Origin of the sequence: Bacillus cereus group sp. BfR-BA-01310, from assembly GCF_022664325.1 — a bacterium.
Lineage (GTDB): Bacteria > Bacillota > Bacilli > Bacillales > Bacillaceae_G > Bacillus_A > Bacillus_A paramycoides.
On sequence record NZ_JAKUHD010000002.1, the window covers coordinates 499,601 to 524,255 of the forward strand.

Consider the following 24,655-nt stretch of genomic DNA (forward strand, 5'->3'; position numbering starts at 1 on the left):
CTCATTACTTGTCATAGCTCAATTTTATTTCGAAGTCGTTTTACATAATTGCGGCTTACTGGAATCGGTTGCTCATCATACCTGTCTAAATACAAATTATACGTGCCATTATAATAAGGTTTAAGCTCTTGTACATATGACATGTTAATTAAATAACTTTTATGTACACGTAAAAAATCATATACATTTAGTTTATTTTCTAATTCCTGGAGTGTGTACGTTGAAATATACTGATTATTCGTTGTATAAATTGAAACTGTTTTATTTTCCTTATTTTTACTTACATATACAATATCTTCTGGGAAAATATATCTAATCCCCTCATGGCCTTCTATCGGTAGTTTACGCAAATGACTCTTTGCCTTCTCAACTTGTTCTTTCCCCATTTTATATAAAATGAATTGTAAATCTTCTTCACGAAATGGTCGCAATAAATAATAAAACGCTTGAAAACGAAAAGCTGTAATTGCCTCTTCTATATTCTCACCAATAAAAATAAATTTCGTATAACAATTTACTTCTCGTAATAAACTCGAGTATTCAAAACCAGTACCATCTATTAATTGCGAATTCAAAAAAACAAAATCAGGTGTATGTTTTTTCATTATTAGCAAAGATTCTGTTCCAGTTTTCGCTTCAAAACATTCTATATTTCGAATATTCCCAGTAAAGTTCTCAACTAATTTTCTTCGCTCTTCTGTCTCTTCCATGATAATTAAAATTTTCATTTATCCAACCACCTAATTCCTTTGTCCATATGTCCTGTTGTATACATTCGCTTTAGTAAGAAACAATCCCTTTTTCTTACTATACCATTATTTATCTAAAAAAACAGAAAAAAGGAAACCACCTTGGTTTCCCTTTTCTTTTATGCTAATTCCCTCTGTTTCGTTTCTTGACCAAGTATAACTACAGCAAGTGCTCCAATTAAAATTGATCCACAAAAAATCGTAAATATTAGCGAGAGCGAAGCTTGTGAAGCAACTAAATAACCTACTAATAATGGGCCAAGAATACCGCCAATACGCCCGAATGCTGCTGCCATTCCTGCACCTGTACCGCGAATAACCGTTGGATACTGTTCAGGTGTATAAGCATATAAGGCACCCCACGCACCTAAATTAAAGAAGGATAGTAACATACCAGCTACTATTAATGCTGTTAATGAATCCGCGATCCCGAACACATACGCACTACATGCTGTACCAATTAAATACGTAACCAATACAAATTTACGACCAAGGCGTTCAATAAACCATGCAGCTGTAAAATATCCTGGAAGTTGGGCTAAAGTCATAATGAGTACGTACTGAAAACTTTTTATTAAACTAAAGCCTTTCAATACCATTACACTAGGTAACCAAAGGAACATGCCATAATAGGAAAAGACAACACAAAACCAAAGGATCCATAACATAATTGTTGCCTTACGATATTCTCCAGACCAAACCGATTTTATATTTTCAATAACAGATGGCCTTTTTTCAACCTTTTCAAATCGTGGGGAATCGGGTAAATTCCATCTTAAATATAAAGCATATAACGCTGGAACTGCACTTAATACCATCGCAACTTCCCAACCATATTTAGGAATAACAAAATACGAGATAAGAGCTGCGATTAACCAGCCACCAGCCCAGAAACTTTCTAATAGTACAACTATCTTTCCACGTTCGTGCGCTTCAACACTCTCCGATACAAGAGTAGATGCAACTGGAAGTTCTCCGCCAAGTCCCATACCAATTAAAAATCGTAAAACAAGAAACATCGCGAGTGTCGTCGTTAAAGCTGTTAAACCACTACCGATAGAAAATAGTAATAATGTAATAATAAAGACTGATTTCCGTCCTATTTTATCTGATAGTATCCCAAAAACGAGCGCCCCTACAGCCATACCAATTGAGTTAATACTCCCTATCCAACCCATCTCTTGAGTACTTAATCCCCAATCTTTTTGTAATGCCACAATTACAAACGAAAGCATTCCAACGTCCATTGCGTCAAATAGCCAGCCAAGCCCCGCTATACCAAGTAGCTTTCGCTTTGAAATTTCTTTTACCTTATCCACAAGAGGTCCTCCTTACACAGATGTCTTTACACATAATTTTACATGTGTGAATTGTATAAGTAAAATACTTTCGCGTAAAAAATTCTCCTTCATCATTCCCAAAAAATAAAATGTTTATCAAAAATGAATAAATAAAAAAAGTAGCGATGTTCCGCTACTTTTTTGAACGCATTACTTCTTTTAAAAATTCCGCTAATACTAACTGACGGCGCCAACGTGTTGGATTGCTACATAATCTATAAAACCACTCTAAATGAATAGCTTGAATCCATTTTGGGGCACGTTTTACCTCTCCTGCCCATACATCTAAACTACCGCCTACTCCAACAGCCATTTTCGTTTCTAAACGATGCTTATTGTTTTGGATAAAGTTTTCTTGTCTTGGGAAGCCAAGCGCAACAAGTAATAGGTCTGGTTTTGCCTCTTGAATACGTGAAACAATATTCTCTTCTTCTTCTTGTTTAAAATATCCATCTTGTATACCCACAATAGATACAGCCGAATATGTCTTCGTTAAATGATCAGCTGCAGCTTGTACAACATGTGGTTTTGCACCTAATAAGAAAACAGATACTGATTTCTTATCTTCTGATAACTTTGCAAATAAATTGCTCATTAAATCAAATCCAGCTACACGCTCTTTTAATGGTGTGCCAAGCATACCACTTGCTTTTACAACCCCAATACCATCAGGTGTAATTAAGTCTGTATTTAATAATGTTTTATGGAACTTTTCGTCCTTTTTTGCGCACATAACAATTTCAGGATTTGCTGTTACCACCTGAAAAGTATGGGCTTGCTCTAATTCTAGTTGTTTCTTTAAATATTGAATCGTTTCATCCATTGTCATTGTAGAGAAAGGAACGCCTAGAATATCAACTGTTTGTACTGCCATAATTAACTATCCTCTCTATTATTAAAAGTTTTTCGCTATTAATTGCTTATACGTTTCTTTCGTATCTTCATATAATTTGTGTAGTGAGAAGTTCATTGTAGCGTGTTCGTAAATATGTTTTCCCATCACAGCTAGTTCTCCTGTTTTCCACTTGTCATAAGCTTCCTCTAGTGCCTCTGCTAATGCTTTACCATTACCGGTTGGTACAATCCATCCATATGTTTCATCTACAATTAGCGGTTCGATTTCTCCCGCTCTCGTCACGATAGATGGAACACGTTGATTTGCCGCTTCTAATAGGACTAATGGGAACCCTTCACTATGCGATGTTAATAAATTTATATGTGATGATGCAAATAATTGTTTTACATCTTGACGATGTCCTAAAAACTCAACTTTATCATTAATCCCTTTTTCAGTAGCTAGTGCCTTCAGCTCATTTTCTAACGGACCATCACCAACTAATAGTACTTTAATTTTCGTCATTTTCGTCTGCTTCAATGCATCGAATAAAACTTCATGTCCTTTAACAGGATGCAAGCGCGCCACTTGAATTGCAGTAAACACATCTTCATCAATATTAAACATTTCCTGTTTATTATAACCTTGTGCTTTTTCCTTATCATATTCAATCCCGTTATAAATAACATGCATCTTTTCATTTGAAATGCCTAATGCCGCTAAGCTTTTTTTCAATCTATTCGTTACAACAAAAAATAAATCTATATTTTTTAAAGCCTTTAAGTTTAATTTAGTAAAAATCCAACCCTTTAAGCCTTGTTTAGTAAAGTCTTGAAATGGATCACTATGAATTGTCGTTACCCATTTTGCCTCAATTTTCTTTTTCATTAGTGAAACATAAAAATTTGCCCTAGGACCGTGTGTATGAACTACATCAAATTTTTCTTTATTAATGAAGTCACTTATGTTCTTTAAAATAGATAAATCATAGCGAGATTTTTGTGAAAACACATGAACTTTTATCCCTAGCTCTCTTGCTTCTTTCGCAACAATTCCATCTTCAAATACTGCTAATTCTACTTCACCGGTTGGAAACTGATCGAGAAGTGAAATAATATGTGTTTTTCCTCCCCCATCTTCTGCTCCTGCATTCATATGCAATATCCTCATATTTTTTCCTCCTTTAAATCCTCGCTGCATTTCCATCTATCTTCATCTTACTGTACTAAAAAATAAAAGCTAACAGAAGTTAGCTTTTATTTTTATCATTCAATTTCTAGATCGACAATTAGATAAGCTAACACCACTACAAAGTAAATACCAACTCCTGGTGCTGTCAAAATATGTCCTGCAATATATGCAATGCCTAGTGCTAATACTAAGCTTACTGAAATCATTCCATATTTTATATTAAATATTTCCTTAAATCTTGTAATAAATGCTAGTAGGATTCTTAAGCCGTAATAAATAAATGGAATCATTAGTAATGCAAAGCCAATAATTCCGAAATCATAAAACCAATCATGGAAGTCCATTTCAATTAACTTCGGATCTGGTTGCTTTTGTTCATTATACTTAAAGTTACCTGCATAACCCATTCCTAATAGCTTTTGTGACATTGGCGCTTCTTTAAAGAACTGCTTATGTCTCTCTTCATATACTTGACGTCCGCTGAAAATAAGATTTTCTTGATTTTCTTTCTTTTGCTCTTTCTCCAGCTCTTTCTTAACTTCTGCTTCTATCTTTGCCTTTTCTTCTGGCTTTTCAACTTTATGTTGTTTTTCTTCTTTTTTAATTTTCTCTTTAATTTCTTCTTCTTTTTGACCTTGCTGCGCTACATTTTGTTCTGATAAATAGTTAGTATGAATGCCCATATTTTGTGCTAATGGTGTCATTTTAAACGTTCCGGCAACACCAGCTAATAGGACGACAGCAATGAATGCATTAAGTACAAGAGACTTCTTGTTTGGATTTTTTCTATCGAATAGTAATTGTAGTACGATAATTCCAATTACTGCTGCTAACGTAGCACCAATTGAGCCCATTCCTACTTTTGTACCAACTTGAATTAAAGAGTAAATCATTAAAAGCGATGGAATCCAATATAAAACATGTTTCACGCTCTTTGTTTTTTGAATAGAATATAGTACCACAATAGGGAAAATGATAGCTAAGATTGATCCTAGTTCATTACCTGCATAGAACCACCCTCGGGAACCAACTTTCATCCATTCATAACTACCAAAGTCTGTAGATGTTGAAATAGAAATAACCATAACAGCGTTAATGATTAATGTAGAATATACAATGCTATTTCTGACTTTATCACTAATATTTACTGTCTTTTTCAATGATTTTAAAGCTAAAATGTATGACCCTAGCATAATATATATATATAATGCCTTCGCAACAAACTTAACTTCTTCACCCAGTACAATAGGATTCTTAACTAGTGCATTATTAATAAATCCTATTCCTAATACTACTGCTAATAATATAAGGTAAATTAAAAACTTCCTATTTTCCTTCTCTTTCGCCTGAATTAAAATGTAAATACCACCAACAGCCATAATAAGAAATCTTACTACAATTCCAACAGTGGCATTTGACTTTAATAAAATGATGCTAAGAGACGTTAATAAATCTAAAACAGGCTGTAAAATAATAAAAAAGAGCAAAAAATGCTCAAATCTAACCCTAGCTTGATTTGCTAACATTCCAAGACCTCCATACAAAATCTTTACATTATCTTTTAATCATAGTTTTCTATCGTTTAAAAAACACCTAGCAATTATAACATAACTCATATTTAAATTGAGAACTATTTTTTATGCCGAAACTAGTCAAATCCAGCATTATTAGTAGTGGAGGATATTTTCCTTTAGCTATCCTTCCCTATCCCTATAAAAACTATCTAACACCCATTCACTTATTTTCGACAATATAGAAATATTTTTTTATCATTTTATACAAATTTAAAACTACTCTTTTTCTATTGTCCCCCCCTCCAACTAAGCCACAGCAAAAAACTACAAAATTAATCTCTCAGCACTTTTTTAATTTACTTTCCAAACATTTTCAAACGCTTTCTTTATGTATTTCATCCGTTTTTCTACATGTAGCGAAAAGTAATTGTTATTTCCAAAACTTTAGTGTATATTTTTTCTCTGGAACATCTTTAAGAGAAAGGGATTAAGGCCATGTTATTAATCGATATATTTACGTTTCTTGGCATTATCGCCGCTGCCATTTCTGGTACATTAGTTGGTTTGAAAAAAGATTTAGATTTATTTGGTGTCCTTTGTTTAGCTGTAGCTACTGCGCTCGGCGGCGGTATTATTCGTGATATTATGATTGGTAACCTGCCTCCCGTCGCATTTGTAAAACCCATTTACTTTTTCGTAAGTGTACTATCAGCATTATTCACATGTATGTTTTTTGAGCGTATTAATAAACTTCAAGTCGTTATTATGCTTTCTGATGCTGTTGGTTTAGGTGTTTTTACAGCTATTGGTGCAAATGCAGCAATGTCACATCACGTTGACGCCTCGTTCTTAGTCGTTTCAATGGGAGTCATTACAGGTATTGGAGGCGGCATTTTACGCGACATTTGCGCTCAAGATATCCCTTATGTATTCCGAAAAGAAATATACGCAATCGCTTCTATTTTAGGAGCAGTTAGCTTCCTAATCACACATGCACTGGGGGCACACGTGTTAGCTTTCTATGTTTGTTTATTAATAACATTCGTTATTCGTGTCGTCACCGTAATATATAATGTACATTTCCCAGTTTTCTTTAAAACACATGCAAAGATTAATAAAGGTCATTAAGAGAATTCTATAAAGAATTCTCTTAATTTATATACAATTCTACATACTATAGAGTAATTTCATATATACATATATAATTATATATGAACCAAAAAATGAAAACGCTTTACAAACAGGGGGGGGAAGAATGATGCTTGGGGTTTTTAAAAAAAATAACAATAAAACAAGCGCCAGTATAATTGAATTAAGTAAAGGCCAACAAATAATATTTAACGTGCCCGTTAATTCTGAACTGAAAACTCAAATGGATATGCTGCATATTTCAAAGGAAGATTTACAAATTGTAAAAGTACTACAGCCTTTTATTTATGAGGAAATAGATTGGATCACAGAAAAATTCTATACCAATATCACAAAACAACCTAATTTAATTACTATTATTGAGCGTTACAGCTCTATTCCAAAATTAAAACAAACTTTAAAGGCACACATTAAAGAATTATTCAGTGGAAATATGCATGAAGATTTTATTGAACAACGTATTAGAATTGCAAAAAGGCATGTACAAATTGGTTTACATAGAAAATGGTATACTGCCGCTTATCAAGAATTATTTCGCTCTGTCATGAAGATTTTACAAACAAAATTTTCGACAATAGAAGATTTTTCTTATTCTATAAATGTAATAAATAAATTATTTACATTAGAACAAGAACTTGTTATTGCAGCCTATGAATCTGAATACGAAAGAATTCAAAAAGAGTATGAAAAAGAAAAAGAACTGACTGCTATGACGATTACACATATTGCAACAGAACTAGCAGCTGTATCTGAAAAAACAAGCTCTTCTATTCAAAAATTAACATCTAAATCAGAAAATATCGTGGGCATTGCAAAAGCAGGTACATCATTAGCTACGACATCAGAAAAAAAGGCCAACAAAGGAAAGGAACAATTAAATCTGCAAAACAAACGAATGGAAAGCATTCAAACGAATATGGAAACTATTATTACAGATACCCATGAACTTCTTGATATTTCTAACAAAATTAACGAAATCATTGATATTGTGAAATCAATCGCTGAGCAAACAAATTTACTCGCATTAAATGCCGCTATTGAGTCTGCACGCGCTGGCGAATTTGGTAAAGGTTTTTCAGTTGTGGCAGGGGAGATTCGAAAGTTATCAGAGCAAACGAAAGAATCAATATCCAACGTTACAAAACTCGTTGAAAAAACCAATGAACAGATTATACACGTCTCTTCTTCCGTAGAACAAATTAGCTCTCTCGTATCTGAAGGGACAGATAGTATGCATGCGACAGATCAATATTTCCAAGAAATCGTAAAAGATATGTCTAACTCCAAAGAACAAAATAAAAAAATTGAAAATGAGTTAGAAACTATTTCACAGGTAATGAAGAATATTCAAGACGATTCCTCAAAAATAGCCATAACAGCTGATAGTTTACAGCTAGAACTAAACCGATAAGGCGACTAATAATCTATCTATAAAAAAAAGAATCCGAACTGGATTCTTTTATTTTCTGAAAAAGATCTTTTGGCAATAAAAATAACTTATATAAACACCAAAGCTTTGTAAAATAAACAAAGCTGGCACAATAATATTATAATATGCCATATCTACTTGAAAGAGCCTTAATGATACGTATCCGCCAATTAATAATAAAAACAACATATATCCTTCATTTTGTTGTTTTTTAATAAGAAAATGTAATAAAGCTATAGCCATAAATAATGTTACCGCTATATATATAAGTTTTTCACATTTAAAAAGAATCGAGTTTATTCCCTCATCTGAAAACTGGTTGATTACCGGCTTTAAAAGCTTAAATCTTTCCACTTCAATCTCTTTTAACTTTTGATCAATGTGCTCTTTTACACTTTGATTTCCAGACGTTTTTTCTCCATTTTCACTTTTTCCAATTAAAACAGATTGAACATACGTCTCATTAGAAATCGTATACTGCGACATTCCCATCGCCTTGATCCCATAACTCACGCCAAAATGAGTACTATAAAATAGAATAAGTATTCCTATCATTTTTAATAGGAATTTTTGCTTCGTTGCTGATTGAAATAATTCAATTAACAGCACATATACAGCTATAAAAATAGGTAAAAATAACCCCAGCGGGAAAATCATATTACTAAGTGCAAATACAATAGCTGAAATCCCCCACATATAAGGATGATCTAAGCCTTTATATAGAAGTATGTAACAAGCACAATAAAATAAAAATATTGCGAGCGATTCCGCCGTTAATAAAGAACTCATAAATATATTTGGAATATATAAAGCGTAAAACACAGAAGCAATACGACCACACTCTTCCCCAAACACCATTGATGCAATACGATAAATGAAAAATGCAGTTCCTGTGCAAAATACAATATTAAATAATTGTAAGGCGAATACCGTATCACCAAATATACGAATAATGATTGATTCATAAATAATAAAAGGTAACTGAGTTACATCCCCTATGTTATTACCAATTGCAAGCTGCTTTGCAGACTCATACATAGCTTTCATATCACCTATCACTGGAACGTCTGTAAACAGAACCACGCTAAGTCTCACAACTATAGATACACTTATAAGAAAAACAAGAAATTGTTTATCCGTAAAACGATATTGCAAGATCGATGCTACTAACAAAATGAGGATAATAAAAACTGCCAATACGATTGTTACACTTGTTGTACTTCCGCCAAAAAACTGCTTACTCGTTTCGAAAGCTGCCCAACAACTATAAACATAAAACGCGAGCATCGCACCAATCATTATTTTACTGAAGAAAGACGAAAAATTTGTTTGTATATGATTCATATATCCATTGCACCTCTATTTCCATTCATAACAAAACGATTCTATCATGAATAGGCTCACGGCTGATAGGGAATTTCTATGACAAATACATAGTCATCACTTTTTCACTTGCAATGTAAGCGAATCCTCTTTTACACTACATTTTATATACGATAAATTTTCTTTCAGTTACATGAATACAAATACAGAAGTTTTAATAAAGTGCAACTTAATCAGTAAGGGTTTTATTCATCTCCCACTAATTATTGGCCCACACCAATCGGGCTTTTGCGGGATAATCCTCTTTTGGAACACTTTACTTCATTAAATATCTAGTATTTTTTAATAATTGAGTACTCCACTTACACATGTCACTCTGATTGAAAAGAGAAAATAGGGGTTGAATATATGGAAAAGAAATTCATGCGAGAATCAAAAGCAATTAAAACAACACGTGTTTTTCCTAATGATTTAAATAATCATCAAACACTTTTCGGAGGAAAATTATTAGCAGAAATTGATAGTATCGCTTCAATTGCAGCTGCGAGACATAGCCGTAAACATTGCGTAACAGCATCTATCGATTCCGTTGATTTTTTAACTCCAATTCACCAAGCAGATTCTGTTTGTTATGAGGCTTTCGTATGTTATACAGGAAAATCTTCAATGGAAGTTTTCGTAAAAGTAATTGCAGAGAATTTATTAGCAGGCGAACGTAGAATTGCTGCGACTTGCTTCATTACATTTGTCGCATTAAAAGATGGAAAACCTTCATCCGTACCACAAGTACTTCCCGAAACAGAGGAAGAACATTGGTTACACACAACCGGTTCAGAACGCGCAGAAAACCGAAAAAAAGGACGCTTAAAAAGTAAAGAAATGGCTGAAGTATTAACTTTAAGTAAGCCTTGGAATATGTAACATTAGGCTTTTATCTTATACATGCACAGGTTTTTTCTTCCTTGCATGTATTTTTTATTATAATAAAGTGTTACTTCTTACCGTTTTTATTCGATGCCCGCTTCCTAAAATAACCCATCAGCTTTTCCTTTATTTTGTTATACTATTAATGGTATATTAAATAATGTTCGTTTAAAAATAACCATAATATGATTAAGTATATAAGGGATGGTGCGGTAATGTCTATTGAGGTACCAATTTCAATACCAAAAACGTTAATTATTATTCCAGCGTATAACGAGGAAGAAGCAATTGCAGATACATTAACAAGATTATTAGAACTAAAACAGCATTTTACAGAATTAAGCATTTGCGTTATTAATGATGGATCAAAAGATAAAACAGCTCAAATCGTAAAAGATTTCCCTGTTCATCTTGTGAATTTACCATACAATCTAGGTATTGGTTCAGCTGTACAAACTGGATATAAATACGCTTATGAGAACGGATATGATATTGCGATTCAGTTCGATGCTGATGGACAACATAATCCTGATGATTTATACAAAATTATACAGCCTATTGCCGAGGATCAATGCGATATGGTGCTAGGTTCACGTTTTACAGAAAAAACAGCATATAAAGGTAGTATTTCCCGAAGAATCGGTATTTTTTACTTTACTGCTCTATTGAAATTACTAACAAAACAAACATTTATGGATCCAACTTCCGGGTATCGTGCTATCAATCGAGAAGTAATTAAGATTTTTGCACACAATTATCCAAAAGATTATCCAGAACCAGAAGTCCTTATTCATTTAAAAAAGAAAAAACTTCGCATTAATGAAATATCTGTAAATATGCAAGAGCGACAAGGTGGACAATCTTCCATCACGCCCCTTAAATCTGCATATTACATGGTTAAAGTAAGTCTTGCTATATTGATGCAAAAAATCGTGAAAGGTTGATAATGAATGCATATAATTACCTTTTCATTCATCTTTATTTTATTGCTATTCTTCTTAATTATTAATTCCATTCGTCGTGGGACTTTAGAAACAAAATATGCCATTTTATGGATTTTCGTTTGTATTGCAATGGCTATTTTAAGTTCTACGGATAAAATTATAAATTGGATTGGAAAACTATTAAAAGTAGAATATCCTCCATCCATTTTATTCTTATTTGGACTACTATTCTGTTTTATCTTAATTTTTGACCTGACGAGAAAAATCTCCAAATTACATCATCAACTTGTAACATTAACGCAAGATTATGCATTATTAAAACAAAAGTTAAAGATAACAGATAAAGAATAACTTCCTAACTAAATACTAATATATTAAAGCTCCTTAATCTCGTTTGAAAAATTAAGGAGCTTTTATCATTTCACATTATTTCTTTTTAATTATCGAGGTACCACAATAGAAAGTTGATTTACAAAGTTTATATGCGTTAAACTTATACAGATGTTCTTGTAATCCTCTTCCTTTCAGAAGGCTTGTATATATGGTACAAAACATAAAAAATTTGAGGAGATAAAAACTCTATGATGGAACAAAAACAACTCGTTTCCGTTGTCATACCTCTGTATAACACGGAAAAGTATATTGAAGAAACGATGCAATCAATACTAGATCAAACATATAAAAACATTGAGATTGTAATTGTAGATGATGGAAGCAAAGATCAATCACCTTCCATCGTAAAAAATCTTGTACAAAAGTACCCAGGACAAATAAAATACGTCCCACAAGAAAATCAAGGCGTTTCAGTTGCTCGTAATACAGGAATTGAAAATGCTAGCGGAGAATATGTTGCTTTTCTTGATAGTGATGATTTATGGCACACAACAAAAATAGAAAAACAAATCGAGAGCATGCATAAAAACAACATGAACGCTTGTTATTGTGGCTATATGAACTTTTACGAAGAGACTGGAGAAAAAGTTGAGCACACAACAAACTTTATTAAAGGTGATATGACAAAGGCTTTCTTAACGCATCAAGTTGTTGCTCAAACAAGTACTTGGATTTTCAAAAGGTCTATCGTGATGGATCATAACATTCGTTTCACACCAGGGTGTAGCTGGGGAGAAGACTTAGAATTTCTATTTAAATTAATGAGCGTTACAAATGTATGCTATGTAGATGAATATTTAACATATTATCGAATCTTATCAGAAGGAAATCTTTCTTCAAAGTATAAAGATTATGAATTAAAAACAACAAAAGAATTAGAAGTGTTTAATCGAATGAAGGATTGGGTTCATACTAAGTCAAAAGATTTAATTGTGAATGATTCTACAGAAATTATTGAAATCCTTGAAACTTATCTATTCCCATATACAGTCATTAATAATGCTTGTATATATATTAAAGGCAGCTCTAAATTAGATAAATCACAAGTTCAACTAATCAAAAGCGATATAAATAAATATTGCCGCAAAATTTATTCGAAAAATGGAAAACGAAGCAAGAAGTTATACGCAATGCTTTGGTTTGTACGAATTAAGTTTATATTTTCTTAAATAAAAAATAAGCTTCTAAACATTCTTTCCGTAAACAAAGCAAATTTACAAATAGGACGAAGTACGTCCTAAAGAATAGAAAGGTCCTTTTCCATGAAAACAAATAAAATCCTTAAAAACGCCTCCTACCTCTTTGTAGGAAATATTACTGTTCGATTTGTACTTGCTATTGCCACCATTCTCTTTGCAAGATATGTTTCACCAAAGGAGTATGGGATGTTTACAACTGCATTAGCAGTTTCCGCTGTTATTTGTTATTTTACAGATGCAGGTTTGACACATACGTTTATGCGTGAAGGAACGAAAAACAACGCTAACATTAGCGTACTAATTAGTAGTTATTTACGTATTCGTTTAGTATTAGCTGTCGTAATTTCCGTGCTCTTCGCTATTTTTGCTCAGTTCTTCTATACTGATGCTTACTTACGTGCAATGGTATATTGGGTCGTACTACCAACCATGTTTGGAGCAACTTTACAAGGTGTTGGGATGGCTTATTTCCAAGTAACAGAACGTATGCAATTTACAGCGATTATTTCTGTGCTACAAGGGGTAACAGCCGCAGCTGCTCTCCTGCTAGGGATGTCATTTAAATGGTCCCTTATGATGGTCGCTGCCATGTACGGAATATCTAGCCTTGTAACAGGAGTCATTGCCTTTATAATGACAATCCGCTATACAACAATTCATAAGGGCTGGGATAAAGGCATTTTAGATCAATTACTTATTTTCACAATCAATGGCATTATCATTATGCTTTTGCCACAGTTAGGTCCCATTATATTACAAAAAGTTTCAACATATGAGCAAGTTGGATTCTTTGGAGCTGCTTCCAAAATACCTGCTGTACTTTATCAAATACCCGGCGTAATTGCAGCAGCCTTTTATCCAAAATTATTTGCTTTTGGAAATGAAAAGAATATTGATGAACATAGAAAACTATCTCAGTTCGAATTAAAACTTATGTCTTTCTTAGGAATGGGAATTTCTATCCCATTTATCGCCGATCCAAGTTTTTGGATTGTAACTTTATTAGGTGAGGAATATGCACCAGCTGGTGATGCCCTTGCAATTTTAGCCTTTATGGTCATTTTACAATCTATCAACTATCCACTTGCTGACAATTTAACAACAGCTGGCCAACAATGGAAGCGCGCGACAACGATGGGGATTGGATTAGCTGTCGCTATCATAAGTTACATCATATTAGGTAGCCATTTTGGAATGATGGGAGCTGCTGTAGCTGCTATCCTTACCGAGATTACACTATTAATCGGATTTACTTTATTCGTTCGTAAAGGCTTTACATTACTATTCAAAGGAATAATATTCAATACACTAGCATTTATAATCAGTTACGCTCTATATCACACAGTGTTAATTAACTTACCACCACTAGTAGCTTTAATACTTACTGGTATATTGTACGGCATTATCGGCCTTGCAATTGATCCACAAATACGTGGATTGATTTTAGGTTTTTTAAATAAAAAGCTAGGTAGATAAACAGTAAAAAGGACAAGTTTCTCTTCCAAATTGTGAATAGAAACTTTCCTTTTTTACTTATATGCAATTTTCTTTCATGTGCACAATAGTTTTCTTTAATCCTTCATAATAAGAAGTTCTAGGCACAGCCCCAATATGTTTCTCGTATTTCTCTCCGCCTAATACAACTGGGTTTTCTGTCAAATATAGCATTTCCACAAATTCCTTCATCTGCCTATCAAATAGTCCAATGAAATTTATCATACCTTTTTTTACTGTCATTACTGGTTTTGTATATCCCGTTAATTCTCGTATATGTTGAATCATCTCTTCTCCTGTAATAACACCATAACCTGGTATATTCCAGTTTTGTCCGTATGCCTCATCACGTAATGCCAATTCAACCATCGCTTTTGCACCATCTGGTGTGAAGATATATTCACGTGCAATCTTTTTATCTCCAACAAAGCTAGACAGTTTATTTGCAAGTACGCCCTTTAAAGTATGATGGACAAGCGTACTTTCTGCATTTGGGCCATAAAAATCTGGGAAATGGGCAATAAACATTTTTACAGTAGCTTGTTTTGCCATCTCTTCAAGCTGCAAACGAATTTTTCCTTTCTTTGTATGCGGCCTCTTTTCAGCATTTTCTTTTACAAGCTCTCGTCCTTGTTTTCCATACGCATAAATATTATCAACTATCCCTAACTTGATACCATAATATTTTGCTACCTCTAATACGTTTGTTAATAGCTTTGATTGCTGTTTCTCCCACTCCGAATACGGAATATTAACAGCATGAAATATAATATCAACACCTTTAGCGGCATTCATTATATCCTCTTGTATAAATACATCTCCCGCTACAGCTTCCACATCTATCTCATTAGAAAATAATAAATCTAACTTCTCTTTATTCCTTGCAAAAGCCACTACATGAATTCCTCGTTTGCATAACTCTTTTACGATGGCATATCCCATTGACCCAGATGCCCCTAGTACTAAAGCTTTTTTCATTATAACTCCCCCCAAAATTAATTAACCACTGTTCAATTAATGTTAAAAAGAAAATCACTTACATTAGAAGCGATTTTGAAATAAACTCTACATGTACCTTAGCCAAACCTTGTAGTTCTTCAAACGTTTGACCACTTCCGCAATAATGCGCTACAAACCCATGTAATGATAAAAAGACAGACCATATTATCATCGCATTTATTGTTGAATCACATAAAGAAAAGATAACGCTTGCAAACTTTTCATAACTAACATTTGGACTATCCGCCAAGCACTCTTTTAACTCATCGTCTTTAATTAAAAACATGATTTCATAATGACTCTGATTTCTTAGGCCGAATTCAATAAAACCGAATAAAACTGCCCTTAATTGTTCTTCTCTCGGTAATTTTTGATTACAAATTTCATCTAACTTTTTATTTAATAACCGAAAATCTTGTTCCACCATTGCATAAAATAGCTCTGCTTTATTTTTAAAATGATAATAGATCGAACCATGGCTATATCCAAGTTCCGTTGCAATTTTACGCATTGAAGTATGTTGATATCCTTGTGCTATAAATAATTCCCTTGCTACATTTATAATCATTTCTCTCGTTAGTTCTTGCTTAACCGCTTTCCTTGGTGACATATTCCATACCTCACACCTTTAATTAACCACCGTTCAATTATATTATATATTTTCAAAAAATTAATGCAACATAATTCTTGAAAAAATATACATTTTGAAATGATAGCATTATATGAAAGAATTTAGTATCATGATTCAAGGTACTATTTCAAGTTGGACGGAGGATACTATGAGCTTATTAACAGTCGAAAAACTAGGACATACATTTGGTGATCGTACATTATTTAAAGATGTATCTATGCGATTACTAGCAGGTGAACACGTTGGATTAGTCGGTGCAAATGGTGTTGGTAAATCAACATTTATGAATATTATTACTGGACAGCTTATTCACGACCAAGGTCGTGTAGAGTGGACACCAGGCACACATTACGGTTACTTAGATCAGCATACAGTTTTAACACCTGGTCGTACAATTCGTGACGTATTAGCTGATGCATTTTTACCTTTATTTAAAAAGGAACAGGCGTTAAATGAAGTTACAGAAAAAATGGGAACTGCTACACCAGAAGAATTAGAGGACCTTCTTGAGCAGATGGCAGAAATACAAGATGCACTCGAAGCAGGCGGTTTCTATTTACTAGATATGAAAATCGAAGAAGCAGCACGAGGTCTTGGAATTGATGCGATTGGTTTAGATCGTGATGTTTCAGCACTAAGTGGTGGACAACGTACAAAAGTATTGCTTGCAAAACTTTTACTTGAGCAACCAGAAGTGTTATTACTCGATGAGCCTACCAACTATTTAGACGTTGAACACATTCATTGGTTAACGAATTATTTAAAAGAATACCCGCATGCATTCTTATTAATTTCCCATGATACAGAATTTATGAATAAATGTGTTGATGTTATTTTCCATCTAGAATTTACGAAAATGACGCGCTATACAGCGACATACGAAAAATTCCTAGAACTAGCAGAAATCAATAAAAACCAACATATAAACGCTTATGAAAAGCAACGTGAGTTTATTAAAAAGCAAGAAGATTTCATTGCGAAGAACAAGGCTCGTTATTCAACTACAGGTCGTGCAAAGAGTCGTCAAAAACAGCTTGATCGCATGGAGCTTATTGATCGTCCTGAAACAGCAATTAAGCCAGAATTCTCATTTAAAGAATGTCGTGCAAGTAGCCGTTTCGTCTTTGAAGGTGAAGATGTAGAAATCGGATATACACACCCATTACTACCAAAACTAACAATGACAATTGAACGCGGTGAAAAAATCGCTATCGTTGGATGTAATGGTGTTGGTAAATCAACATTATTAAAAACGATTTTAGGAAAAATTAAACCTTTAAGCGGTAAAACGAGTCTTGGTGACTTCTTAGAACCTGCATACTTCGAACAAGAAGTAAAAGCTGATAATATAACACCAATTGATGACGTTTGGAACACATTCCCTAGCATGGACCAACATCAAATCCGTGCAATGTTAGCGAAATGTGGATTGAAAAATGAGCATATATCTCGCCCTCTAAGTCAATTAAGTGGTGGCGAGCAAGCAAAAGTTCGTTTATGTAAGCTAATGGGTGAAGAAAGTAACTGGATATTATTCGACGAGCCAACAAACCATCTTGATGTTACAGCAAAGGAAGAACTTCAAAAAGCTCTGAAAGCATATAAAGGGACAATCCTTCTTGTATGTCACGAACCAGAATTTTATGAAGGCTGGATCACAAAAACTTGGAATGTTGAAGAGTGGGCAGAACAAAATAAATAAGCCTTAAATTATTTCATTATAATTGTAAAATAAAATCCGTTCCTAGAAAGCATTTAGGAACGGATTTTTTTATAATAACGAAGCTTTCAGTAGCTTCAGGCCAATAAGACAAAAAGATTAAACTAACATTTCATTATTTCAACTCTATATTATAATATCGAGCTAATCTTAATCGAAAATCCTTCAAATCATTATACGCTTCCAAATTCGCTAACATCCCTCGAATAACTGGAATCCTTGGATTTTGAACTCTCATTTCTGATTCTAAAACATCTAAAGTGACTAAAACCTCATCATTTTCCAGTTGATCTGCTAATGTTCGCTTTAACATAATAATTTCTTTCAAAAAAAGCTCTTTCACCTGTTCTTTAATAAGCTCTGAGCTACAAAAAAACTCCCCCATCTTTTCCTCATTTAAAACAGGTTCCTCCAAAGAGCCTAGAAGCCCTTCTACTAAATGGTCTATTCTTTTTAAAATAAATGAAGAAACATAAGAAAAATCAATTTCTGGCTCATTTAAAATAATTAACTGTAAATAACCATGGCATATCCCTTCCACCATAATTACCAAATCTAATAAATATGGTAGAATCTTTTCACCATAAATGGACAATAGACTATTCCGATAAAATGCATGAGATTCTAATTTCATCCGCATCATAAATTCTTCCACTTCTTTATTAAACGGAATAGCATTTTCTCTCGCATGCATAATAATAAATTCCTTATGTTTCTGTATATCACTAAACTGACAATGCAATTGTTTTGCAAATTTTTCACGCGGTAATAAAGACTCTTTTTCAATATCCAGCATTTTCTTTTGGATTTTGTCATAATAATATCGAAGTGTCGCTAATAAAAGCTCGTCTTTCGATTTAAAATACAAATAAAAAGCCCCTTTCGATATACCACAGGCGGTGACGATTTCTTGTACTGACGTTGCATTTACACCCTTAGTCGCAAATAACTTCATAGCCATCTCTATAATTAAGCGCTCTTTTTCTTTCATATTTTCTCTCCTAAACTTAATTTCGCATCTTATGTAAATTTAATCTTATATTAGCAAGCAGCAAGACTCCTCCCCAAAAATTTAACGGAACAAACAAGTTATTTTTGAGGCCTACTATCTATTTAGAAGTTCAATTAATAAAAGCTAATAATTCAGTAAGGAATAATAAAAAATCTCTCCCCTTACATTTTAGCTTTATTATACCATCTCTTTTCATTGACTACTGACCAATCAGTCAGTTATATTGTGTATTAGACTGACCGATTGGTCAATACAATAAAAAGGGAGCGCAAACATGAACAAAATCATCAATTTCTCGTTAAAAAATAAGTTCGCAGTTTGGCTACTAACCATTATTGTTACTATCGCAGGTATTTATTCTGGACTCAATATGAAGCTGGAGACAATTCCTGATATTACAACACCGATTGTAACAGTAACTACGGTTTATCCTGGTGCTACACCAGCTGAAGTAGCTGATAAAGTGTCAAAACCGATGGAAGAGCAACTGCAAAATTTAAGCGGCGTAAACGTTGTTAGCTCATCATCTTATCAAAATGCATCTTCTATTCAAATAGAATATGATTTTGATAAAAATATGGAAAAAGCCGAAACAGAAGTTAAAGAGGCACTCGCAAATATGAAACTGCCGGAAGGTGTGAAAGATCCGAAAGTCTCTCGAGTAAACTTTAATGCCTTTCCAGTTATTTCATTAAGCGTAGCAAGTAAAAATGAATCTTTAGCTACCTTAACTGAAAATGTTGAAAAAAATGTTGTTCCAGGTTTAAAAGGACTTGATGGTGTCGCATCTGTTCAAATCACAGGTCAACAAGTAGACGAAGTACAGCTTGTCTTCAAACAAGATAAGATGAAAGAATTAGGTTTAAGTGAAGATACTGTAAAAAATGTGATTAAAGGATCGGACGTATCTTTACCACTTGGCCTATATACATTTAAAGACACGGAAAAATCAGTTGTTGTAGATGGAAATATCACAACAATTAAAGCATTAAAAGAACTAAAAATCCCAGCTGTACCTTCATCACCGAGCAGCCAAGGTAGTCAAAATGCTGGAACTGGTGCACAAACGCCGCAAATGAATCCAGCCGCTATGAACGGCATACCAACGGTCACATTAGAAGAAATTGCTGATATTAAAGAAGTCGGAAAAGCAGAATCTATTTCTCGAACAAATGGAAAAGAAGCCATTGGAATTCAAATTGTGAAGGCCGCTGATGCGAACACAGTTGATGTTGTAAATGCAGTTAAAGATAAAGTAAAAGACCTTGAGAAAAAATATAAAGACTTAGATATCATTTCAACATTCGACCAAGGTGCACCGATTGAAAAATCAGTTGAAACAATGCTTAGCAAAGCAATTTTCGGGGCTATCTTTGCGATTGTTATTATTATGTTGTTCCTAAGAAACATTCGAACAACACTAATCTCTGTCGTTTCTATACCACTTTCTTTATTAATTGCAGTCTTAGTAATAAAACAAATGGATATTACACTTAACATTATGACACTTGGAGCAATGACGGTCGCTATCGGACGCGTTGTCGATGATTCAATTGTTGTTATTGAAAACATTTACCGACGTATGTCGTTATCAGAAGAGAAACTACGCGGAAAAGATTTAATTCGTGAAGCTACGAAAGAAATGTTTATCCCGATTATGTCTTCTACAATTGTAACAATTGCTGTATTCTTACCTCTTGGACTCGTAAAAGGTATGATTGGTGAAATGTTCTTACCATTCGCCTTAACTATCGTCTTTGCTTTATTAGCATCCTTATTGGTGGCTGTTACAATCGTACCAATGCTAGCTCACTCCTTATTCAAGAAAGAGAGCATGAGAGAAAAAGAAGTGCATCATGAAGAAAAACCAAGCAAATTAGCAAATGGATATAAGCGCATACTTCGATGGGCGTTAAATCATAAAATTATTACATCAAGTATCGCTGTCCTTCTATTAGTAGGTAGCCTTGCATTGGTACCAATTATCGGTGTCAGCTTCTTACCATCTGAAGAAGAAAAAATGATTATTGCAACATACAACCCCGAGCCAGGTCAAACGTTAGAAGACGTTGAAAAAATTGCAACGAAAGCTGAAAAGCACTTCCAAGATAAAAAAGACGTCAAAACAATTCAATTCTCATTAGGTGGCGAAAACCCAATGAGCCCTGGTAAAACAAATCAAGCTATGTTCTTCGTTCAATATGATAACGATACGAAGAACTTCGAAAAAGAGAAAGAACAAGTCGTTAAAGATTTACAAAAGATGTCTGGAAAAGGCGAATGGAAAAACCAAGATTTCGGAGCAAGTGGCGGTAGTAACGAAATTAAACTATACGTTTATGGAGATAGCTCTGAAGAAATTAAGCCTGTCGTTAAAGATATTCAAAATATCATGAAGAAAAATAAAGACTTAAAAGACGTAGACTCTAGTATTGCGAAAACATATGCAGAATACACTTTAGTCGCAGATCAAGAAAAGCTAAGTAAAATGGGGCTAACTGCTGCCCAAATTGGAATGGGACTTTCTAATCAACACGACCGCCCTGTTCTTACAACAATTAAAAAAGATAATAAGGATATAAATGTATACGTAGAAACTGAAAAACAAAACTATGAAACGATTGATGATTTAACAAATCGTAAAATTACAACACCACTCGGTAATGAAGTTGCTGTTAAAGATGTTATGACTGTAAAAGAAGGTGAAACTTCTAACACAGTAACACGTCGAGATGGCCGTGTTTATGCAGCAGTAAGTGCAAAATTAACATCTGATGACGTTTCAAAAGCATCGGCTGCAGTTCAAAAAGAAGTGGATAAAATGGATCTTCCTTCTGGTGTAGACGTTTCTATGGGCGGTGTTACAAAAGACATTCAAGAATCATTTAAGCAACTTGGATTAGCGATGTTAGCTGCAATTGCCATTGTATACTTCGTCCTTGTCGTTACATTTGGCGGTGCTCTTGCACCATTTGCAATCTTATTCTCGCTACCATTCACAATCATTGGTGCACTTGTTGCCCTATTAATCTCTGGCGAAACATTAAGTGTATCCGCAATGATTGGGGCTCTTATGTTAATTGGTATCGTTGTAACGAATGCAATCGTACTTATTGACCGCGTTATTCATAAAGAAAATGACGGTCTATCAACACGCGAGGCATTATTAGAAGCTGGTGCAACACGCTTACGTCCTATCTTAATGACTGCAATTGCAACAATTGGGGCTCTTATTCCGCTTGCATTAGGATTTGAAGGTAGCGGCTTAATTTCTAAAGGACTTGGCGTAACCGTAATTGGTGGATTAACAAGTTCAACGTTATTAACACTTCTTATCGTACCAATCGTTTATGAAGCACTAAGTAAATTTAAAAAGAAAAAAGCAAAATAAAAAAATAACCTCGCTAACTGCGAGGTTATTTTTTATTGCCAAACAGAATTAAGAAATCACCATATCCCTTTTCTTCTAATTTCTCTTTTGGGATAAATCGAAGAGCCGCTGAATTAATACAATAACGAAGACCATTTGGCCCTGGGCCATCTGGGAATACATGCCCTAGATGTGAATCTCCTTCTTTACTTCTCACTTCCGTACGCGTCATATTATGACTAACATCCATTTTTTCTTTTACACTAGCTGACATAACCGGTTTCGTAAAACTCGGCCATCCGCATCCGCTATCGAATTTATCTATAGAAGTGAACAATGGTTCACCAGAAACAATATCTACATATAAACCCTCTTCTTTATAATTCCAATACTCATTCTGAAATGGTGGTTCTGTCCCATTTTCCTGGGTCACATAAAATTGCATCTCGTTTAATCTTTCTTTTAAATGAGCATTGTCCTTCGGCCAATGCTTTTTAATAAAAGCATCGCGCCCTGAGCCCTTGCGATATAATTCATAGCGGAATGTATTTTTCTTATGATATCCTTGATGATATTCTTCAGCTGGATAAAATGTAGCAGCTGGCAATATTTTTGTAGCAATTGGCTTTGAAAAGCGTCCACTCTTCGCAAGCTCTTCTTTTGAAGCCTCCGCTCGTCTATGTTGTTCTTCATTATGGTAAAAAATCACCGTTTCGTAAGACTGCCCACGGTCGTGGAATTGCCCTCCAATATCAGTCGGGTCAATTTGTCTCCAATATATATTTAACAACTCTTCATACGGCATTTTATTTGCATCAAATGTAATTTGTACTGCTTCATAATGTCCAGTAGTTTCCGAACACACTTCTTTATACGTCGGATCCTCTTTATGGCCACCTGTATAACCTGAAACAACCTGTATAATTCCTTCCATCTCTTCAAACGGCGAAACCATGCACCAGAAACATCCACCAGCAAATGTAGCTAACTCTCTCTTTTCATTTATAGCCATTATTTCACCCCAATTGTATATTCTTCTTACAGTATGTCATAAGATACCATACTTTATAAAAGAAAAAGCATCGAATATCGATGCTTTTTCTTTACTTTATTTTTTAGAAAAATCCTTCTCATTTTCATCACTTGTCACATCTAAAACATCTAATAAGAATATGAAGATTGGAATACCGATAATTAGTCCCCATACACCTAAAAAATGTTCAGAGAAAATTAATACCATAAATGTGTAGAAGATTGGTAAGTTTGTTTTTTGTGACATAAACTTCGGATTTAATACATAGCTCTCAAGCGCATGAATTACCGTTACAATAACTATAATATAAACGACATACATAATACCGCCGATATTGTAAGCAATCATACAGAGTGGGAATAACGAAATGATAACACCTGCTACTGGAATTAAACCAAGTAAGAAAATCATTAAAGCTAAACCCAGCAATTGTGGAAATCCTAATATCCATAATGCAATAACAGATAAAATACAGTTAACAATTGCAATCAAAAATTGTGCTTCAATTACTTTTCCGAATGAACGTGCAAACTTCTTTCCGAAATACTCAATCTCAGTATAGAAAATTGCAAGTCGGCTTTCTTTAAATTTCGCAGTAAAGGCAAAAATACGAGCCTTTTCAAGTAAGAAAAATAAACTTAAAATTAAAGAAAGTAAAACTTGAAGGCCAAATTTCCCAACATTCGTAATAGATTTATACAAAATGTCTACGCCTTGCCCTACATATTTAGAAAGCTCCATATGATTAACAGCATTAACTGCATATTTAATTAATTCACTATCTGGCGGATTTCTTAAAAATACATTAAATTGATAAATTAATTGTGAAATTTGTATTGTTAATACCGGTAAATATTTAAAGAGAGTAATGGCAATTCCGGCAACTAACGTTACATATAAAAACGCTATAATAATTTTCCGGTTAATTGGCATGAAATGATCTAATTTACGAGAAATGAACTTTTGAAATCGATCCATTAAATACGTCAACATAAACGTAATTAAAATTAAATTTAACATACTTTGCAGCCCATACAATATGAGAGCAAGTAGCACTAATACGAGTAACCTCTGAAATCCTTTGCTTTGAAACAGGTTTTTTATTTGCATAATCGACGAGTACTCTCTCCTGTCCTATAAAGTAAAACTTTTATAAGTATATTCTCTCTATATCCTACTTATAATTAATCCTTAATATTAGTATTACAAGCAATTTATCTCTTCTATAATTGCTCATTAATATGTCCTATATTATGTTACTTCTTATTTTACAATACAATGACCTATTTCAAAATGCATTATGCATAGTATTAATGAAGATTTAAGGAAACTTTTATTCTAATACAAATAGGTCTTACCACTACTGTAACATAAAAAGCAAGCTATCAGTAGAAATCCGTCCTACA

At 33.7% G+C, this 24,655-nt stretch carries 20 protein-coding genes and 2 pseudogenes; 10 read left to right on the top strand and 12 right to left on the bottom strand.

Features of this window, described 5'->3' with window-relative positions; genetic code table 11:
- Positions 1-11 precede the first annotated feature (11 nt).
- From MR109_RS07570 to MR109_RS07590, 5 genes are all read right to left on the bottom strand, one after another.
- Positions 12-728: a LytR/AlgR family response regulator transcription factor gene (locus MR109_RS07570; protein ID WP_242271577.1), complete on the bottom strand. Its 717-nt coding sequence runs from the start codon at positions 726-728 to the stop codon at positions 12-14.
- A 140-nt stretch (positions 729-868) separates the two neighbouring features.
- Positions 869-2,068: an MFS transporter gene (locus MR109_RS07575; protein ID WP_242271578.1), complete on the bottom strand. Its 1,200-nt coding sequence runs from the start codon at positions 2,066-2,068 to the stop codon at positions 869-871.
- Between the two features lie 154 nt (positions 2,069-2,222).
- Complete coding sequence (locus tag MR109_RS07580) at positions 2,223-2,963, bottom strand: WecB/TagA/CpsF family glycosyltransferase (RefSeq protein ID WP_002174449.1); 741 nt, start codon at positions 2,961-2,963, stop codon at positions 2,223-2,225.
- Between the two features lie 21 nt (positions 2,964-2,984).
- Positions 2,985-4,094 carry a glycosyltransferase family 4 protein gene (locus MR109_RS07585; RefSeq protein WP_242271579.1) on the bottom strand — a complete coding sequence of 370 codons (1,110 nt, stop codon included), beginning with the start codon at positions 4,092-4,094 and terminating at the stop codon, positions 2,985-2,987.
- Between the two features lie 95 nt (positions 4,095-4,189).
- Positions 4,190-5,641: an O-antigen ligase family protein gene (locus tag MR109_RS07590; RefSeq protein ID WP_242271580.1), complete on the bottom strand. Its 1,452-nt coding sequence runs from the start codon at positions 5,639-5,641 to the stop codon at positions 4,190-4,192.
- Between the two features lie 483 nt (positions 5,642-6,124).
- Between MR109_RS07590 and MR109_RS07595 the strand changes: the two genes are divergently transcribed.
- From MR109_RS07595 to MR109_RS30380, 3 genes and pseudogenes are all read left to right on the top strand, one after another.
- Positions 6,125-6,757: a trimeric intracellular cation channel family protein gene (locus tag MR109_RS07595; RefSeq protein ID WP_002174452.1), complete on the top strand. Its 633-nt coding sequence runs from the start codon at positions 6,125-6,127 to the stop codon at positions 6,755-6,757.
- A gap of 250 nt (positions 6,758-7,007) precedes the next feature.
- Positions 7,008-7,385: pseudogene (locus MR109_RS30375) on the top strand (protoglobin family protein); the annotation flags it as partial.
- Positions 7,383-8,189, top strand: coding sequence for a methyl-accepting chemotaxis protein (locus MR109_RS30380; RefSeq protein ID WP_374202571.1), 807 nt, complete (start codon positions 7,383-7,385; stop codon positions 8,187-8,189). The pseudogene MR109_RS30375 and the gene MR109_RS30380, both read left to right, overlap by 3 nt.
- Positions 8,190-8,237: 48 nt before the next feature.
- On the opposite strand, the gene MR109_RS07605 is transcribed toward MR109_RS30380, so the two are convergent.
- Positions 8,238-9,551 (bottom strand): glycosyltransferase family 39 protein, encoded by a 1,314-nt coding sequence (locus MR109_RS07605; RefSeq protein ID WP_242271581.1) that lies wholly within the window; start codon positions 9,549-9,551, stop codon positions 8,238-8,240.
- A gap of 387 nt (positions 9,552-9,938) precedes the next feature.
- Between MR109_RS07605 and MR109_RS07610 the strand changes: the two genes are divergently transcribed.
- The 5 genes from MR109_RS07610 (at position 9,939) to MR109_RS07630 (ending at position 14,466) form a co-directional block, all read left to right on the top strand.
- Positions 9,939-10,451 carry an acyl-CoA thioesterase gene (locus tag MR109_RS07610; RefSeq protein ID WP_000412134.1) on the top strand — a complete coding sequence of 171 codons (513 nt, stop codon included), beginning with the start codon at positions 9,939-9,941 and terminating at the stop codon, positions 10,449-10,451.
- Positions 10,452-10,669: 218 nt separating this feature from the next.
- Entirely contained in the window at positions 10,670-11,398 is a 729-nt protein-coding gene (locus tag MR109_RS07615; RefSeq protein ID WP_178940860.1) for a glycosyltransferase family 2 protein, read from the top strand.
- 6 nt (positions 11,399-11,404) lie between these two features.
- The gene (locus tag MR109_RS07620) at positions 11,405-11,749 is read left to right on the top strand and encodes a DUF2304 domain-containing protein (RefSeq protein WP_002174456.1); all 345 of its coding nucleotides are present in this window, start codon (positions 11,405-11,407) and stop codon (positions 11,747-11,749) included.
- Positions 11,750-11,979: 230 nt separating this feature from the next.
- On the top strand, positions 11,980-12,960 hold the full coding sequence (locus MR109_RS07625; RefSeq protein ID WP_242271582.1) for a glycosyltransferase family 2 protein: 981 nt from the start codon (positions 11,980-11,982) through the stop codon (positions 12,958-12,960).
- Positions 12,961-13,053: 93 nt separating this feature from the next.
- On the top strand, positions 13,054-14,466 hold the full coding sequence (locus MR109_RS07630; protein ID WP_242271583.1) for an oligosaccharide flippase family protein: 1,413 nt from the start codon (positions 13,054-13,056) through the stop codon (positions 14,464-14,466).
- A gap of 57 nt (positions 14,467-14,523) precedes the next feature.
- Here MR109_RS07630 and MR109_RS07635 read toward each other — a convergent pair whose 3' ends face one another.
- Together MR109_RS07635 and MR109_RS07640 are read right to left on the bottom strand one after the other, a co-directional pair.
- On the bottom strand, positions 14,524-15,462 hold the full coding sequence (locus MR109_RS07635) for an SDR family NAD(P)-dependent oxidoreductase (protein ID WP_242271584.1): 939 nt from the start codon (positions 15,460-15,462) through the stop codon (positions 14,524-14,526).
- A 58-nt stretch (positions 15,463-15,520) separates the two neighbouring features.
- Positions 15,521-16,093, bottom strand: a complete 573-nt coding sequence (locus MR109_RS07640) for a TetR/AcrR family transcriptional regulator (RefSeq protein WP_242271586.1) — start codon at positions 16,091-16,093, stop codon at positions 15,521-15,523.
- Between the two features lie 169 nt (positions 16,094-16,262).
- On the opposite strand from MR109_RS07640, the gene MR109_RS07645 reads away from it, so the two are divergent.
- Positions 16,263-17,816, top strand: coding sequence for an ABC-F family ATP-binding cassette domain-containing protein (locus MR109_RS07645; protein ID WP_025146972.1), 1,554 nt, complete (start codon positions 16,263-16,265; stop codon positions 17,814-17,816).
- Positions 17,817-17,949: 133 nt separating this feature from the next.
- Here the strand turns inward: MR109_RS07645 and MR109_RS07650 are convergent, their stop codons facing one another.
- On the bottom strand, positions 17,950-18,825 hold the full coding sequence (locus tag MR109_RS07650; RefSeq protein ID WP_242271588.1) for a TetR/AcrR family transcriptional regulator: 876 nt from the start codon (positions 18,823-18,825) through the stop codon (positions 17,950-17,952).
- A 295-nt stretch (positions 18,826-19,120) separates the two neighbouring features.
- Here MR109_RS07650 and MR109_RS07655 point away from each other — a divergent pair, with 295 nt between their 5' ends.
- Positions 19,121-22,237 carry an efflux RND transporter permease subunit gene (locus tag MR109_RS07655; protein WP_242271590.1) on the top strand — a complete coding sequence of 1,039 codons (3,117 nt, stop codon included), beginning with the start codon at positions 19,121-19,123 and terminating at the stop codon, positions 22,235-22,237.
- Positions 22,238-22,262: 25 nt separating this feature from the next.
- On the opposite strand, the gene msrB is transcribed toward MR109_RS07655, so the two are convergent.
- From msrB to MR109_RS07670, 3 genes and pseudogenes are all read right to left on the bottom strand, one after another.
- Positions 22,263-22,715, bottom strand: a complete 453-nt coding sequence (gene msrB / locus MR109_RS07660; protein WP_265623181.1) for a peptide-methionine (R)-S-oxide reductase MsrB — start codon at positions 22,713-22,715, stop codon at positions 22,263-22,265.
- A gap of 45 nt (positions 22,716-22,760) precedes the next feature.
- A pseudogene (gene msrA, locus MR109_RS07665) lies at positions 22,761-23,228 on the bottom strand (peptide-methionine (S)-S-oxide reductase MsrA); the annotation flags it as partial.
- Between the two features lie 96 nt (positions 23,229-23,324).
- Entirely contained in the window at positions 23,325-24,359 is a 1,035-nt protein-coding gene (locus MR109_RS07670) for an AI-2E family transporter (RefSeq protein WP_242271599.1), read from the bottom strand.
- Between the last annotated feature and the right edge of the window lie 296 nt (positions 24,360-24,655).